Origin of the sequence: Bifidobacterium saguini DSM 23967 (assembly GCF_000741715.1) — a bacterium.
GTDB lineage: Bacteria > Actinomycetota > Actinomycetes > Actinomycetales > Bifidobacteriaceae > Bifidobacterium > Bifidobacterium saguini.
Window position 1 is genome coordinate 345,986 of the sequence record NZ_JGZN01000003.1, and the last position, 16,438, is coordinate 362,423.

A 16,438-nucleotide genomic window follows, 5' to 3' on the forward strand; every position below is an offset into this window, starting at 1 on the left:
CCGCTATCCTGAAGCGGTTGTAAGTAAGTCCCCAAACCGTTCAAACCAGAAGGTGCATTGTGGCTCAATCTAAACTCGATGAAGTCGTATCCCTCGCAAAGCGTCGTGGCTTCGTATTCCCTGCCGGTGAAATCTATGGCGGCACTCGTTCCGCTTGGGATTACGGCCCTCTTGGTGTTGCTCTGAAAGACAACATCAAGCGTGAATGGTGGCGTTCTATGGTCGTCACCCGCCCCGACGTGGTCGGTGTGGACACCTCCATCATTCTGCCGCCTGAAGTGTGGGTGGCTTCCGGTCACGTCAGCGTGTTCAACGATCCGCTCGTCGAATGCCTGAACTGCCACAAGCGCAACCGTGCCGATAAGCTCGAGGAATCCTACGCCGAAAAGCACGGCGACAAGATGCCTGAGAACGGCATGAAGGACATCGTCTGCCCGAACTGCGGCACTCGTGGCGAGTGGACCGAACCGCGTGACTTCAACATGATGCTGCGCACTCACCTCGGCCCGGTCGAGGATGAGAACAGCCTGCACTACCTGCGCCCGGAAACCGCTCAGGGTATTTTCGTGGACTTCAAGAACGTAATGACTTCCTCCCGTTCCAAGCCACCGTTCGGTATTGCGAACATGGGTAAGTCCTTCCGTAACGAGATTACTCCGGGCAACTTCATCTTCCGTACCCGAGAGTTCGAGCAGATGGAGATGGAATTCTTCGTCAAGCCGGGCACCGATGAGGAATGGCACCAGTACTGGATTGACGCTCGTACCCAGTGGTACCTTGACCTCGGTGTCAAGCCGGAGAACCTGCGCCACTATGAGCATCCGAAGGAGAAGCTGGCCCACTACTCCAAGCGCACCGTGGACATCGAATACAAGTTCGGTTTCCAGGGTTCCGATTGGGGTGAACTCGAAGGCATCGCCAACCGTACGGACTTCGATTTGACGGCTCATGCCAAGCACTCCGGCGAGGATCTGAGCTACTTCAACCAGGCCACTGGCGAGAAGTACATTCCGTACGTCATCGAGCCGGCAGCAGGTCTGACCCGCTCCCTGATGTGCTTCCTCGTGGATGCCTACGATGTGGACGAAGCACCGAACACCAAGGGTGGCGTCGACAAGCGTACCGTGCTGCGTCTCGATCCGCGTTTGGCTCCGATCAAGGCCGCCGTGCTGCCGCTGTCCAAGAAGCCGGAGCTGCAGGAAGTGGCCCACAACTTGGCTGCCGACCTGCGTTTCAACGAGTGGATGATCGACTACGACGAGTCCGGTGCTATCGGTCGCCGTTACCGTCGTCAGGACGAAATCGGCACTCCGCTGTGTATCACCGTGGACTTCGATACCCTCGAAGATCAGGCTGTGACCATCCGCGAGCGTGACACGATGGCTCAGGAACGCGTCTCTCTGGATAAGGTTGCTGATTACGTCAGCGCCCGCATCAGCGAAAAGCGTACTCGTGTGCCGCTGAAGCCTGTGGAAATGGGTGGCGAGCCTTGGCCTGCTTCCGGCATTCAGGAAGCCGGCGGCTTGTACTGATTCCCCGATTCGTAAGATCGCATAACGATGACTGATTTGGCTCCCCTCCGTTCAATAACGAGGGGAGCCACGCTATGTAGGAAGCAACGTGACAGATACCTCCGAAACCATTATCGCCGAACCGCATGAGACCGATAATCTCGATCCGCGCACGGATGCGCAGGAACGTCCGGGCGAACCGGTGCATATTGCTCCGGTGCAGCTGGGCGATATCACTGTTCCCACGCCGGTTGTACTCTCTCCAATGGCTGGTGTCACCAACTGGCCGTTCCGCGTGATTTGTGAGGAATATGGTCCGGATGGCCTCTATGTGGCGGAGATGATTACCGCTCGTGCTTTGGTGGCAAGAAACCCCAAAGCATTGCGGTTGTGCCATTTTGCTCCTAGCGAGAAGATTCGTTCGCTTCAGCTGTATGGCGTGAATCCTTCCATCACCGAGCAGGCTGCCAAAATTGTAGTTGATGAAGGTATGGCGGACCATGTGGATCTGAACTTTGGCTGCCCGGTTCCCAAGGTCACGCGGCGCGGAGGCGGATCGGCCTTACCGTGGAAAACGGATATCTTCACCGATTTGATTGCGCGTGTGGTTGCCGTATGCGAACCTGCGGGTATCCCTGTTACCGCTAAGATTCGCGTGGGAATCGACCATCAGCATGAAACATTCCTCGAAGCTGGGCATATCGCACAAGAAGAGGGTTGCAAGGCGGTAACGTTGCACGCTCGAACCACTGCCGAATACTATGGGGGGCATTCGGATTGGTCTCGAATCGGTGAACTGAAGGAACATCTCAATATTCCCGTTTTCGGCAATGGTGATATTTGGGGTGCAGAAGATGCATTGGAAATGGTTCGCGAGACCGGTTGCGATGGCGTGGCCATTGGTCGTGGCTGTCAAGGCAGGCCGTGGCTGTTCGCCAATATCAAGAACGCTTTCGCGGGCAATGCTGAGCGCATCAATCCGAATCTTGGCGAGGTCTGTCAGGTGATTCATCGGCATGCCGAGCTGCTTACCGAATTCTATGATGGCGACGAAATGATGGCCGTACATGATTTGCGTAAGCATATTGCTTGGTATCTCAAGGGTTTCCCCGTAGGCGGTTCCACCAGAAAAGCCTTCATGGAATGCGAGAATCTCGCTGATGTGGATCGTGAGATAGCGCGTTTGGACCCCACGATTGAATACCCCCCACGAGTGATTGACAAGCCGCGTGGCCGAGTTCGTTTTGCCAAGAAGGTTCATCTTCCCTATGGATGGTTGGAATCGCGCACCACTTCCCATGAGGAGCGTGAAGCACTCTTCGGCGACGACCCGATGGATGCCAGCTATTAGTCTTTGCGCTGATTTCCGTTGAGGAATAGGCAACGAAACAGGCTGAAAGGTGCCCTGCCGAGCCCTTTTGGTGTGTTCGCAGAAAAAATATTGCACAACACGCACTAATCCATGTGCGAATTGACTCCACGAGTAGGGCAGTTGCGCTACTCTTGGGTGTAACCGTGAAGTGACAGGAGCCAAACGTGAGCGAGATCGCCCAGACTGAGTTCAACGACAAGACCAACATTAAGGTCGTCGGCGTAGGCGGAGCCGGCGGCAATGCCGTTAACCGTATGATCGCCGAAGGATTGCAGAACGTTGAATTTGTGGCGGTAAATACCGATGCCAAGGATTTGTTGCGTTCTGACGCTGACGTCAAGATCTCCCTGTCTGATAAAACCAGCCGTGGTCTTGGCGCCGGTGCTGATCCTGAGCGTGGTGCAAAGGCCGCGCAGGATCATCAGTCGGATATTGAGGAAGCGCTGAAGGGTGCCGATATGGTTTTCGTCACCTGTGGCGAAGGCGGCGGCACGGGTACGGGTGCCAGCCCGATTGTGGCGCGTACCGCACATCAGCAGGGTGCATTGACCATTGCAGTGGTGACCCGCCCATTCAGCTTTGAAGGTCCGCAGCGTTCCGCATCCGCTGATTACGGCATCGATAACCTGCGCAAGGAAGTCGACGCTCTGATTGTGATTCCGAACGATCGACTGCTTGAGCTTTCCGACCGTTCCATCGGCATTATCGAAGCATTCAAGACCGCTGATACCGCCTTGCTTGCCGGTGTGCAGGGCATCACCGACCTGATTTCGATGAACTCCTACATTCACGTCGACTTTAACGACGTGAATTCCATCCTTCGTGGTGCTGGTACCGCTTTGTTCGGTATTGGTTCCGCGCGGGGCGAGGATCGTGCAACTCAGGCCGCCGAAATTGCTATCAGCTCCCCGTTGCTGGAAGAAAGCATCGAGGGTGCTCATGGTGCACTGATCAACATCGCTGGCCCGACCGATTTGAAGCTGCAGGAAGCTTCTGCCGCCACCGAGTTGGTGCGCAAGGCCATCCATCCTGAAGCTCAGATCATTTGGGGTCTTGCATTGGATGACGCTTACGGCGACGAGGTTCGCGTTACCGTTATTGCTGCCGGCTTCGATCATGTTTCCGCTCAGGATGCAGACGATCAGGAAGTGGTGACTCCGGTTGTTCCCGCGCAGCCGGCTGCTAAGCCCGCTGCGGCAGCTCCGACTCAGGTAGCTCAGCCGGCCCCGGTCGCCCAGCCTACGGTGCAGCCCACGTTCACGCCGAGCACGGGTGATTCCGCTTCGCTGCCGTTTGACGACCCGACGTCCGAACATCCCACCATTGCTCTCAACGATCCCGCGGGCGATCTTGACATCCCCGACTTCCTGCGCTGAAAGGACTGAAGCATGGCCGGGTTCATGAAAAACGCGATGTCCTATTTGGGCATGAGCGATGTGGCAGATGATGACGATGAGTTCGTCGAGGAGGAAGAGGAGCAGCAGAAGCCTCAGCCGAAGCCGAACTTTGACTCTGACCATACGGTAACGCCTATGGCTCAGACTTCTCCCGCACCGAGTCAAAGCTCAAAGACCACACCATTCCAGGGCAGCAGCCGAGTCAATCGCATCACCACGATTCACCCGAAGTCGTATGAAGATGCTCAGTTGGTCGGTCGTGCGTTGCGTGATGGCGTGCCTGTTGTGCTGAACTTGACCGGTGTTTCCGAAGCAGTGGCCTACCGTATTGTTGATTTCTCCGCAGGTGTGGTGTTTGGTGTGCGTGGCTCGTTGGAACGTGTTACGCCGCGCGTGTTCCTGCTGAGCCCGGCTCAGGTGAATATCAAAGTCGAAGAGCCTACAAATGCAGCATCCGCCCGAGATTTGTTCTCTGACTGACGACTGCAAGTACCACTCATTGTCTTATCGGCCGATTCCAAGCAGGGATCGGCCGATTTTTATTGAGCTCCAAGCAAACTTTTCATATCCGGTTGTTAGGCTTACCCCCATGTTGCCTTTTTTCTTCACTCTTATTGGCCGTATTCTCGCTTGGCTGGTTAATGCCTATATCACGGTGCTTATCATTCGCATGGTTTTGGATTGGGTGTCAATCCTGGCCCGCAATTGGTACCCGCGTGGTATCGTGGCTCAACTTATCAATATGGTGTACACCATTACAGAGCCTCCTCTGCGCTGGCTGCGCCAATATATCAAGCCGCTTCCGCTCGGCTCTATATATCTGGACATGAGCTTTATAGTGCTGTATTTCGCGTTAGTGGTACTGGAGAGCGTCATCTACCTTATTTTCTGATGCAAATCACTATTTTTTGTGCTGAATACGGCATGTCGCACCTTGAAATCGGCACAAAACTCCCATGAATCGAAGGGGTCGTGATAGCATCAATACTTGATACCAACGTAAGCGAGGGCAAAGCCCCAAAGCGAGGTGCAATATTTATGGCTCTGTTGACGCCGAAGGATATTAGGGAGCACACCTTCCAGACCGTGCGATTCAAGGAAGGTTACGATGTCGACGAGGTTGACGACTTCCTCGATCAGGTCACGGAGACCGTGGAGGCTCTGGGCCGTCAGGCAGTAGCCGGCGGTCAGGCAACTCAGGCTCTGGGCCCCGATGTGACCAACCTGAATGCCAAGATTTCTGAGCTGACCGGTCAGGTGCAGAAGCTCCAGGCTGAGAATAATGAGCTGAAGAATGCTGCCGCTCAGGGCCAGCAGTCTTCAGCTGAAGGTGATAAGGCCGCTCAGCTGGCCGCAGCCAAGCTCAGCGAAGCAGAGGAATCCAACCGCGCCCTTTCCGCTCAGAATGATCAGCTCAAGGGCCAGGTCGATCAGCTCAATGCCCAGATCGATCAGCTGACCGCTCAGGCTGCTCAGGCTTCCGGAAACCAGGAGGCCGTCGGCCAGCAGATTGCAGCAATCCAGAAGGAACGTGACCAGTTCCGCGCCGCCAACGAAGAGCTGTCCCGTCAGCTTGCTGCCGCTCAGCAGCAGGGCGGTGTCGCTCAGCAGCAGGCCGCTCAGATTCAGGAGCTGTCTCGTCAGCTTGAAGAAGCCAAGCAGCGTGAGAACCAGCTGCGTGCTCAGGTCTCCAAGGTTGAGCCGAGCACCGAAACCGGCTCCCTGCAGAAGATTGCCGGTGCTGCTGCTATGCCGGGTAGCGAACCGGAGCGCGCAACCGCTATGCTGACTTTGGCTATGCAGCTGCATGATCAGTACGTTGAAAAGGGCAAGACCAAGGCTAAGGAAATTACCGAAGCCAGCCAGAACAAGTACAACGATCTGGTTACCAAGGCCAACACGTATTCTGATCGCACCCGTTCCGAGGCTGACGCCTACCGTGATCGCGTTCACGCTGATGCAGACGCCTACTCTAAGAACACCCGTACCGACGCAGACACCTATTCTGAGAACACGCGTGCTGATGCGGACTCCTACTCCGAGAAGACTCGTCAGGATGCCGACAACTACTCCAAGACTCAGCACACTGATGCTGATGAGTACGAGGCAGATGTGCAGCGTCGTGCCGCGGAATACGACAAGCAGACTCGTTCCGCAGCCGATACCTATGCACAGCAGGTGCGTGACAACCTGCAGAACCAGTCCAAGGTTATCGAGGGCAACATTCAGAGCCTCAAGCAGTTCGAGACCGAGTACCGTGCACGCCTGACCGAGTTCCTTGGTCAGCTTGCTGCACAGGTTTCTGAGTCGAACAACTATCAGGATCAGACCTCATCCAAGGCTAACTGAGTGTAGGTAGGGTAAGTCGTATGACAAACCAACAGGGACGGCTGCGTATTCGCGCGGCCGTCTTTGCATGTGTGGCCGCTGTGGCCTTAATTATTGACCAATTCACTAAGTTTTGGGCGTTATCGGCATTGTCTGGCGGACAGACCATCCGAGTGATTCCCGGCCTGTTGTCTCTGACCCTGGTGCGTAACCCCGGTGCGTCATTAGGCATGGGCTCTGGCTCCACATGGGTAATCAGTCTGCTTGCTATTGCCGCATGCTGTGCGTTGCTGTACTACGGATTGCGTGCTGTGTCATTGAAGTGGACGGTTGCGCTGTCCTTTGCGTTCGCTGGCGCTTTCGGCAACCTGATTGACCGTGTGATGTATGCGGATGGATTCCTCAACGGCAAGGTTGTGGATTTCCTGAACTACGGATGGTCTGTCGGCAATGTTGCGGATATTTATCTCGTGGTAGCAGGCGTAGTTATTGTCGTGCTGATTCTGCTGAACGAACCATTCACAGTAAAAGACATTGCGGTTGCACAAACCGATGCCGAAGAATCAGCTAAGACAAAGGTGGATGCCGAGTAATGAATCGTATGGTTCCCGCTCCTGACGCTTTGATTGGCAAACGATTCGATGTTGCCGTAGCCAAAATGCTCGGTATCTCCCGCTCCAAAGCTGCTGACTTAGTTGATTCCGGCCAAGCTCGCGTACTTGGCCGTGATGTGGCGCGTTCCAGCACATTGGCGGCCGGGGATACTGTCGAATTCGATTTGGTCGAAGAGCGTAAGGAGCCTGAACCCATTGCCAACGATATGGCAGTTGTCTACGAGGACGATGATGTTGTTGTAGTCGACAAGCCGGTTGGTGTTGCTGCCCATGCTTCGGTTGGATGGACTGGCCCTACGGTGTTGGGGTCCTTGCGAGACCGTGGCGTGCATATTACTGCTTTAGGCGCTGCTGGGCGTGAAGGTATTGTCTCCCGCTTGGATGTGGGCACGTCCGGACTGATGCTGGTGTGCAAATCCGATTTGGCATATACGGAAATGCGCCGGCAATTTGCCGAGCATGAGGTGAAGAAAACCTATCACGCGCTGGTGCAAGGTTCGCTGAAACAGGATAAAGCCACTATTGAGGCACCGATTGGTCGTGCAAAGGTTTCGGACTTTCGTTTTTGCGTGACACCTGCTGGTAAACCGGCAGTAACGCATTGGGATGTGATGGAACGCTTTGGCCATGAGGCCACGCTGGTTTCCGTGAATCTGGAGACAGGTCGAACGCACCAGATTCGTGTGCATTTCTCCTCAATCGGTCACCCCTTGTGCGGCGATCCGATGTATGGTGCCAATCCTGTGCTATCCGAGATACTTGGACTCGATCGCCAATGGTTGCACGCCATGAAACTTGAATTCCGCCATCCCCGTACCCGTATTTGGACGACGGTGGAATCACATTATCCCGCTGATTTGGCGCAAGCGCTCGAAACCATGCGGGCCCGCCATACAGATGCGGCTCCCATAGCTTCCTGATTTTCTCCCTCTTTGTCTCGCCCGGTGTTCCTAGCATTTTCTGACTGTCGGATTTTGAACTTTCACTGTAGGTTTTTGAACATCTACTGTCGGATTTTGAACTCTCGCTGTAGGTTTTTCAACACTGACTGTAGGTTTTTGAACGAAAAACGTTGGAAATCCTACAGCCGGTGTCCAAAAACCTACAGTCAGTGAAGGTGAAGGCTGAGTAGAGCGTGCGGTATGGTGGAACGCATGGCTGAAATGGGGAACTTCGTACATCTGCACAACCACACGCACTACTCATTGTTGGATGGTGCGTCGAAGATTCCGGCGTTGGCCAAGCGCGCCGCCGAATTAGGCATGCCAGCAGTAGCTATTACTGATCATGGCAACATGCACGGCGCTTATGAAATGTATACCAACTGTGTCTCCAATGGTGTTAAGCCGATTATCGGCATTGAAGCGTATGTGACTCCGGAAACCGCTCGCCAGGACAAGTCGCGTGTGCACTGGGGTACTGAGGCACAACGTCGCGATGATGTTTCCGGTGGCGGTTTGATTACCCACATGACCATGTGGGCGGAAAACGATGAAGGCTTGGTCAACCTCATCAAGGCTTCCTCAGTGGCTAACCTTGAAGGTCGTGTGATGCGATATCCCCGTATGGATAAGGAGGTTTTGGCCACATATTCCAAGGGCGTGATTGCTTCTTCTGGTTGCCCTTCGGGCATCATCCAAACGCGCATTCGTCTGGGACAGTTCGATGAGGCGCTGCGTGCAGCCGGCGAGTTCCAGGACATTTTCGGCCGAGACAACTTCTTCATCGAGCTGATGGATCACGGGCTTTCGATTGAAACGCAGGTGACCAAGGATTTGCTCACCATTGCGAAGAAACTTAACGCTCCGATTTTGGCGACGAATGATTCGCATTACGTGCACGCGGAAGATGCGGGCGCACAGGATGCGATGCTATGCATTAATTCAGGTTCTCGTCTGGATGATCCGGACCGATTCAAGTTCGATGGCACGGGCTACTACCTGAAGACGGCAGAGGAGATGCGCACCCTGTTCAAGGAGCTGCCTGAGGCATGCGATAACACGCTTCGAATCGCTGAGCGTTGCAATGTGATGTTCGACGATCATGAGGATGGCGCGTTCATGCCAAAGTTCCCCTGCCCCGAGGGGTGGGATGAGACTTCTTTGTTCCTGAAGAAGGTCGAGGAAGGTCTGGAGAAGCGCTATGACGGCAACCCTCCGCTTGAAGTGCTCAAGCAAGCGGATTACGAGTGTGGTGTGATTTGCCAGATGCAGTTCTGCGGCTACTTCTTGGTGGTGGCCGATTACATCCAATGGGCGAAAGACCACGGCATCATGGTGGGACCCGGCCGTGGCTCTGCAGCAGGCGCAATGGTGGCCTACGCAATGGGCATCACTGAACTGGACCCGCTGAAGCATGGCCTGATTTTCGAGAGGTTCCTGAACCCGGAGCGTGTGTCTCTGCCGGATATTGACGTCGACTTCGATCCGGAAGGTCGCGCCCGTGTAATCGAGTATTGCGGCGAGAAATATGGCACCGATAAGGTTGCACAGTGCGTGATTTACGGCACGATTAAGACGAAGCAGGCGCTGAAGGATTCGGCTCGAATCATGGGCTATGAGTTCTCGGTGGGTGAGAAGGTAACCAAGGCGTTGCCTCCGGCTGCCACGGGCGGCAAGGACATCAGCCTGCATGATATCTTCGACCCGACTGCGAAACGCTACGCGGAGGCGCGTGAATTCCGCGAGATGTATGAGTCCGATCCGGATGCGCGCCGCATCACGGACGAAGCCAAGGGCATTGAGGGTCTGATTCGCCAGACAGGTGTGCATGCGTGCGCCACAATCATGGGTAGTGCACCGATTACAGATACGAGCCCGTTGCTGGAGCGTACCGATGGCACGATCACTACCACGTTCGAATATCATACGTGCGAAACGTTGGGCTTGGTCAAGATGGATTTCCTTGGACTTTCCAACTTGACGGTGATTCATGACACGCTGAGAAACATCGAAGCGAACGGTAAGCCGGCCATCGACTATACGAAGATTCCGCTGGACGACAAACCCACTTATGAACTGCTTTCCCGTGGCGACACGTTGGGCGTGTTCCAGCTCGATTCCGATGGCATGCGTTCCCTGCTCAAGACGTTGAAGCCAGATAACTTCAACGATATTTCCGCATTAATCGCTCTGTATCGACCGGGCCCAATGTCGATGGATTCGCACACTAATTATGCGAAACGCAAGAATGGCTTGCAGAAGATCACGCCAATTCATCCCGAGCTCGAGGAACCGCTCAAGCAGGTGCTTGACGAGACGTATGGTCTGATTATTTATCAGGAGCAGGTGCAGTCCGCCGCCCGAATCTTGGCAGGTTATTCGTTGGGCAAGGCAGATGTGCTGCGCCGAGCAATGGGTAAGAAGAAGCCTGAGGTGCTGGCCAAGGAGAAGGTGCCGTTCTTCGCTGGCATGAAGGAACACGGTTATTCCGAAGAGGCAGCGAATGCTGTGTGGGATATTCTGGTTCCGTTCTCCGGCTACGCCTTCAACAAGGCGCACTCCGCAGCCTATGGTCTGATTTCCTATTGGACCGCATACCTGAAAACCCATTATCCGGTCGAGTTCATGGCTGCTTTGTTGCAGGGTGCGGCTACGAACAAGGATAAGACGGCCTTGTACCTTGGCGAGGCCCGCCGCATGGGCATCCAGGTGCTCTCCCCGGACGTCAACGAATCGGTATACGAGTATTCCGCAGTCGGCGACGTGGTGCGATTCGGTCTGGGTGCCATCCGTAATGTGGGCGAGAAGGCCGTGGCGGACATCATCGCCGAACGCGAGGGGCCACGCGGTAAGTTCGTGAATTTCATGGACTTCATCCGTCGTGTGCCGCTGACTGCGCTGAATCGTAGGCTGGTGGAATCCTTGATTAAGGCCGGTGCATTCGACTCCATCGATCCGAACCGCCGCGCTTTGTTCACTGTGCATGAGGCTGCCATCGATTCGGTGGTAAGTCTGAAACGCAAGCAGGCTGAGGGCCAGTTCGATCTGTTCTCTGATGATGAGGACGGGGGAGCGGAGGCAATGGGCGATGCATCCGTGACCGTGCCAGATGTGGAGGAGTGGGATAAGAAGACCAAGCTCAACTTCGAACGTGAGATGCTGGGTTTGTATGTGTCTGACCACCCGCTTTCGGGCATGCAGTCTGTGCTCGCAAGCTTGAGAGAGATGTCGATTGCGCATTTGATCGACCGTGCCAAAACCATGCCCGACGGCCAGCAGGTCACGTTGGCTGGTTTGGTGACTGGCGTGGATCGCCGTGTTTCCAAGAAGGGCAATCCGTGGGCCATCGTCACCATCGAAGACATGGAAAGCAGCATCCAATGCATGTTCTTCGGCAAAGTGTATGAGGCTGCCGCCGCGGAACTTGCCGTGGACGCCGTGGTGCAGATTCGTGGACAAGTAGAACTGCGTGACGAAACCGTATCCTTGAGAGCCACGGAAATGCAGGTGCCCACCTTGGAAGCCGAAGATGAACGACCATTGGTGATTACGTTGCCGACCGTGGCGTTGGAACGCGATCGTATGGCTCGTTTGGGGCAAGTGTTGGCCAGTCATCCCGGATACAGCGAGGTTCATCTCGCTGTAATGGATGAGAAGGGTAATGCTCGGGTGCTGACGTTCGGTGATCGTTTCCGTGTAAAGCGTGACACATCATTATTCGCTGAGATCAAAATCCTCTTCGGTCCGAGCTGCTTACCTGCTGCCGCGTAATTCGGGACTACCATAGCGAACCGTGCCTAACGTAGAAGCTGAACAAGATGAACAACGCTGGATAGCGGAAACACTGGAACGACTATCGCATTCGAAGTTCCGCGCCAAGTTCGTGCTTTCAGATAAGGACCGCGCCTACGCTCGCGCGAAGGGCAAGGCCATCATCAACCGTCATGCTCATGAAATGCTGCATGATCGTGTTGGTGCTGCCGAGCCTAAGAATGATGGCAAACAGACGCCGTGGCGCGGTCACCCTGTATTCACCGCTCAGCATGCCACTGCCACTTGCTGCCGAGGTTGTATCGAAAAAATGGCATCACATTCCTCAAGGCCGGGCGCTTACTGAAGAGGAAACCAACAGGCTTGCTGACTTGATTATGGCTTGGATTGAACGTGATTTGATTCACCATCCGGCGCAGTAATCGAGCAAAATACTGGTCAGAAGAACATCGCAAACTTACAATGGGCGAGGAACATGATCGCATTGAAGGGAAGCGATACCTATGAGCCAACAACTCGAATCGCCATCAATCACGTTGCAAGACAAATCCAAGTCCGTAATTCCGCAAATCGGATTCGGCACTTTCCAGATTCCTCCGGAGAATACGCAGCGAGCTGTTGAGGAAGCTTTGGAAATCGGCTATCGCCACATTGATACTGCAGCAGCCTACTACAACGAGGAACAGGTGGGTGATGCGCTCAAAGCCACCGGTATGGCCGGTAAAGTTTGGGTGACTACCAAATTGCGCAATTGCGATCAGGGCTATGACTCAGCAATGGTGGCATTCGAGGAATCACGCAAGAAGCTCAAGGTTGATGTTATCGACATGTATCTGATTCATTGGCCTTTTCCCGCCGCTGGTTTCTATAAGGAAACCTGGCGCGCGCTGCTGAAACTGCGCGATGAGGGTGCGATTCGCGTGCCGGCTGTCAGCAACTTCCTGCCTGAGCATCTGCGTGCGATTACCGAGGATTCCGGTGAAGCGCCGGCCGTTAATCAGATTGAAGTACACCCACGCTTCAGTCAGCCCGGTAATCTCGCATTCTGCAAGGCGCACGGCATCGTCGCTGAAGCCTACAGTCCGTTGGGACATGGCAAGGATATCGAATCTGCTCCAGTGGTTGCTGCTGCGCAAGCGCATGGCGTGACCCCAGCAGAAGTGGTGCTGCGCTGGCATACACAGGAAGGGCGTATCATCATCCCGAAGTCGAAGCATGTGGAGCGCATGCGTCAGAACCTCGCCAGCGCCAGCTTTGACCTGACGCCTGCCGAGCTTCACGCCATTGACGCATTGGACGAGCCGAACGGCAACGTAAGCGCCAATCCCGCTACATTCACGCATTCCCAGTCATGGGCCGATCAACACGTACGCGGCAATATCTGATAAACCCACACAACGCCGAAAATTGCCTATGGCAGAGCGGCGAATAATGCGACAAGATGTCTGTCAAAAGGTTGACGTGATGTCAACATACTCTCCAAAGGAGGAGCGCCATGTACTATTCCAACGGTAATTACGAAGCCTTCGCTCGTCCGAAGAAGCCGGCGGGAGTGGACCACAAGAACGCCTACATCATCGGTACTGGACTTGCTGCACTGTCCGCGGCCTGCTACCTGGTGCGTGACGGTCAAATGCCCGGCGATCACATTCATATTCTTGAGAAGGATCCTGTGCCGGGCGGCGCCTGCGATGGCGCAGATATTCCAGGTCTCGGCTACGTGATGCGTGGCGGCCGTGAAATGGACAACCATTTCGAGGTCATGTGGGATTTGTTCCGTTCGATTCCCTCCATCGAAACCGAGGGCGTGAGCGTGCTGGACGAATACTATTGGCTCAATAAGGAGGATCCGAATTATTCCCTGTGCCGCGCCACCAAGGATCTCGGCAAGGATGCAGGTTTCCAAGGCAAGTTTGGTCTGAGCGATAAGGCTTCGCAGGAAATCATGAAGCTGTTCTTCACGCCGGATGAAGAGCTGTACGACAAGCCCATCACTGATTTCTTCGACGATGAGGTGCTGAACTCCAACTTCTGGCTGTACTGGCGCACTATGTTCGCTTTCGAGAACTGGCATTCCGCACTGGAAATGAAGCTGTACATCAAGCGCTATATCCACCACATCGGCGGCCTGCCCGATTTTTCGGCACTGCGCTTCACCCGCTACAACCAGTACGAGTCGATGATTTTGCCGATGGTCAAGTATCTGGAAAGCCACGGCGTGCAATTTCAGTACAACACCAAGGTGGAAAACGTGGAATTCGCCATCGGCGGTGGCGACGGCCCCAAGCTCGAACACACCAGTGTCGGTCAGGACACAATTTTGAAAATTCAAGCCACCTCCGGTGTCTTCAAGCGCAATCCATACAGCTCACCCACCAAGAAGCTCGCCGTGCGTTTGGATATCGATCATGAAGGGGAGAAATCCTCGATTGATTTGACCGCCGATGATTTGGTGTTCATCACCAACGGTGGATGCGTGGAAAATTCCACAATGGGTTCGCAGAACTCGCCGGCCGCATGGAATCCGGACCTGAAGCCGGGCGGTGGCTGGGATATGTGGCGCAACATCGCCAAGCAGGATCCCAGCTTTGGTCACCCGGACAAATTCTGCTCCGACCCGCAGGCCACCAAGTGGATGAGCGCCACCGTCACCACGCTTGACAAGGAGATTCCTCCATATATTCAGAAGATCTGCAAGCGTGACCCATTCACTGGTCACGTAGTCACCGGTGGCATCGTGACCGTTACCGACTCCAACTGGCTGCTGAGTTGGACGCTGAACCGTCAACAGCAGTTCCGTGACCAGCCTAAGGACCAGTTGTGCGTATGGGTTTATGGACTGTTCCCGGACAAGCCCGGCAATTATGTGAAGAAGCCGATGACCGAATGTACCGGTGAGGAGATTTGCGAGGAATGGCTCTACCACATGGGTGTGCCGACCGACAAGATTGAGGCGCTCGCCAAGAATCACGCGAACACGGTGCCGGTGATGATGCCATACATCACGGCGTTCTTCATGCCGCGCGCTGCCGGCGACCGCCCGGATGTGGTGCCGGATGGTGCTGTGAACTTCGCATTCCTCGGTCAGTTCGCCGAAACCCCACGTGACACGATCTTCACCACTGAGTACTCGATGCGCACCGGTATGGAAGCGGTGTACACGTTGCTTGATGTGGACCGTGGTGTACCCGAGGTGTGGGGCAGCGTCTATGACGTGCGCAATCTGCTCAACGCTACCGTCAAACTGCGCGATGGTGCACCGGTTACGGATATGAAGCTCAACTTCATCGAGAAGGCGGTCCTTGGCAAGGTGCTCAAGAAGCTCGACGGCACCGATATCGCCACCCTGCTCAAGGAATACCACGTCATCTGATTGGCTGAAAAGAAAGAAAATCCTGATATGACTGCGCCGCAAACCTGGACGATTCGTCACGCTACTGTTGCAGATCTCGATGCATTGGCTTCGATTGAGGCGGAATGCTTTCCTGCTGCGGAGGCGGCAAGTCGTGATTCGCTCCAGGCGCGGCTGCAGTCATATCCAGAATGCTTCTGGCTATTAACAGATGGCAACCATATTGCTTCCTTCATCAATGGCTTTGCCACTAACCGTGCCGATTTGACTGACGATATGTACGATGATGCCACGCAGCATGACTCTCACGGCGCATGGCAGATGATTTTCGGCGTGGATACTGCGCCGTTATATCAGCACCACGGGTACGCCAGCATGCTGATGCAACAGGTGATTGAAGATACGCGTGCACGTGGCCGCAAAGGGCTGGTGCTGACCTGCAAAGATCGGTTGGTCGGGTTCTATGCGCGATTCGGCTACAAGGATGAGGGCATCTCTGGGTCTACGCATGGCAATGTGGTTTGGCACCAGATGCGTCTGACCTTCTAAAGCCTCTTTCTCGCTCTCCTCAAGAATGAAAATGGGGCTGAGAGGAGTTGAACATGGAATGAATTGTTGCGACACGCCGATAGACACGCAATGTTGGTTCTCGTTGGTGTGGAAAAGAGGCGTATTGTGGCAAACAAGGTGTGGTTTGACTGATTTTCGACACGCCGAGGGAGGCGCGCTATGATGCCGTTTCCCAGGGTTTTTCGCGCCTTGATTTGCATTGTTGTTTGGGTTCGTGTAGGTTATTCATCTGTTGCCGCTCGGCACGGCGGGCTTCCCGCTCCTGATGGTTTCGGGGGTTGGCTTGCCGGTGTGGTGGTGGTTTGAGAACTCAAGAGCGTGTTTGTACTACTTCTTTATAGTCAATGATTGCCAGTTCATTCCAAGCCTGGTCGCCTGTTGTGGTGGTCGGGTTCCCCGGGAGGGGTTGAATTGGGGTGAGGTTTTTGTGAGAGTGGTTCCTTCCTTAAGGAATCGTCTCGTCTTTTTCTTTTTTGGAGTCATCTTTCGATGCTCTTTCATGAAGTTTTTTGTGGAGGGTTCGATTCTGGCTCAGGATGAACGCTGGCGGCGTGCTTAACACATGCAAGTCGAACGGGATCC

At 54.7% G+C, this 16,438-nt stretch carries 12 protein-coding genes, 1 rRNA gene and 1 pseudogene; all 14 read left to right on the forward strand.

Going from position 1 to position 16,438, the window contains the following annotated elements; genetic code table 11:
• Nucleotides 1-59 precede the first annotated feature (59 nt).
• Nucleotides 60-1,532, forward strand: coding sequence for a glycine--tRNA ligase (locus tag BISA_RS01500; protein ID WP_033889739.1), 1,473 nt, complete (start codon nucleotides 60-62; stop codon nucleotides 1,530-1,532).
• 88 nt (nucleotides 1,533-1,620) lie between these two features.
• Nucleotides 1,621-2,862, forward strand: coding sequence for a tRNA dihydrouridine synthase DusB (gene dusB, locus BISA_RS01505; protein WP_081889957.1), 1,242 nt, complete (start codon nucleotides 1,621-1,623; stop codon nucleotides 2,860-2,862).
• Nucleotides 2,863-3,047: 185 nt separating this feature from the next.
• On the forward strand, nucleotides 3,048-4,259 hold the full coding sequence (gene ftsZ / locus BISA_RS01510; RefSeq protein WP_033889740.1) for a cell division protein FtsZ: 1,212 nt from the start codon (nucleotides 3,048-3,050) through the stop codon (nucleotides 4,257-4,259).
• 12 nt (nucleotides 4,260-4,271) lie between these two features.
• Nucleotides 4,272-4,760: a cell division protein SepF gene (locus BISA_RS01515; RefSeq protein ID WP_033889741.1), complete on the forward strand. Its 489-nt coding sequence runs from the start codon at nucleotides 4,272-4,274 to the stop codon at nucleotides 4,758-4,760.
• A 109-nt stretch (nucleotides 4,761-4,869) separates the two neighbouring features.
• Nucleotides 4,870-5,172, forward strand: a complete 303-nt coding sequence (locus BISA_RS01520; protein WP_033889742.1) for a YggT family protein — start codon at nucleotides 4,870-4,872, stop codon at nucleotides 5,170-5,172.
• A gap of 146 nt (nucleotides 5,173-5,318) precedes the next feature.
• A complete protein-coding gene (locus BISA_RS01525) occupies nucleotides 5,319-6,629 on the forward strand; it encodes a DivIVA domain-containing protein (RefSeq protein WP_033889743.1) in 1,311 nt (436 codons plus the stop codon).
• Between the two features lie 20 nt (nucleotides 6,630-6,649).
• A complete protein-coding gene (locus tag BISA_RS01530) occupies nucleotides 6,650-7,201 on the forward strand; it encodes a signal peptidase II (protein ID WP_033889745.1) in 552 nt (183 codons plus the stop codon).
• Nucleotides 7,201-8,142, forward strand: coding sequence for an RluA family pseudouridine synthase (locus BISA_RS01535; protein ID WP_033889746.1), 942 nt, complete (start codon nucleotides 7,201-7,203; stop codon nucleotides 8,140-8,142). Before BISA_RS01530 ends, BISA_RS01535 begins: the two co-directional genes overlap by 1 nt.
• A 234-nt stretch (nucleotides 8,143-8,376) precedes the next feature.
• Nucleotides 8,377-11,934, forward strand: a complete 3,558-nt coding sequence (dnaE, locus tag BISA_RS01540) for a DNA polymerase III subunit alpha (protein ID WP_033889816.1) — start codon at nucleotides 8,377-8,379, stop codon at nucleotides 11,932-11,934.
• 22 nt (nucleotides 11,935-11,956) lie between these two features.
• Nucleotides 11,957-12,356 (forward strand): annotated as a pseudogene (locus BISA_RS11825) (DUF4186 domain-containing protein).
• 81 nt (nucleotides 12,357-12,437) lie between these two features.
• Nucleotides 12,438-13,319, forward strand: coding sequence for an aldo/keto reductase (locus tag BISA_RS01550; RefSeq protein WP_033889747.1), 882 nt, complete (start codon nucleotides 12,438-12,440; stop codon nucleotides 13,317-13,319).
• 110 nt (nucleotides 13,320-13,429) lie between these two features.
• The gene (locus tag BISA_RS01555) at nucleotides 13,430-15,307 is read left to right on the forward strand and encodes an oleate hydratase (RefSeq protein WP_033889749.1); all 1,878 of its coding nucleotides are present in this window, start codon (nucleotides 13,430-13,432) and stop codon (nucleotides 15,305-15,307) included.
• Between the two features lie 27 nt (nucleotides 15,308-15,334).
• Nucleotides 15,335-15,835 (forward strand): GNAT family N-acetyltransferase, encoded by a 501-nt coding sequence (locus tag BISA_RS01560; protein ID WP_033889817.1) that lies wholly within the window; start codon nucleotides 15,335-15,337, stop codon nucleotides 15,833-15,835.
• 529 nt (nucleotides 15,836-16,364) lie between these two features.
• Nucleotides 16,365-16,438 (forward strand): 16S ribosomal RNA (locus BISA_RS01565); the annotation flags it as partial.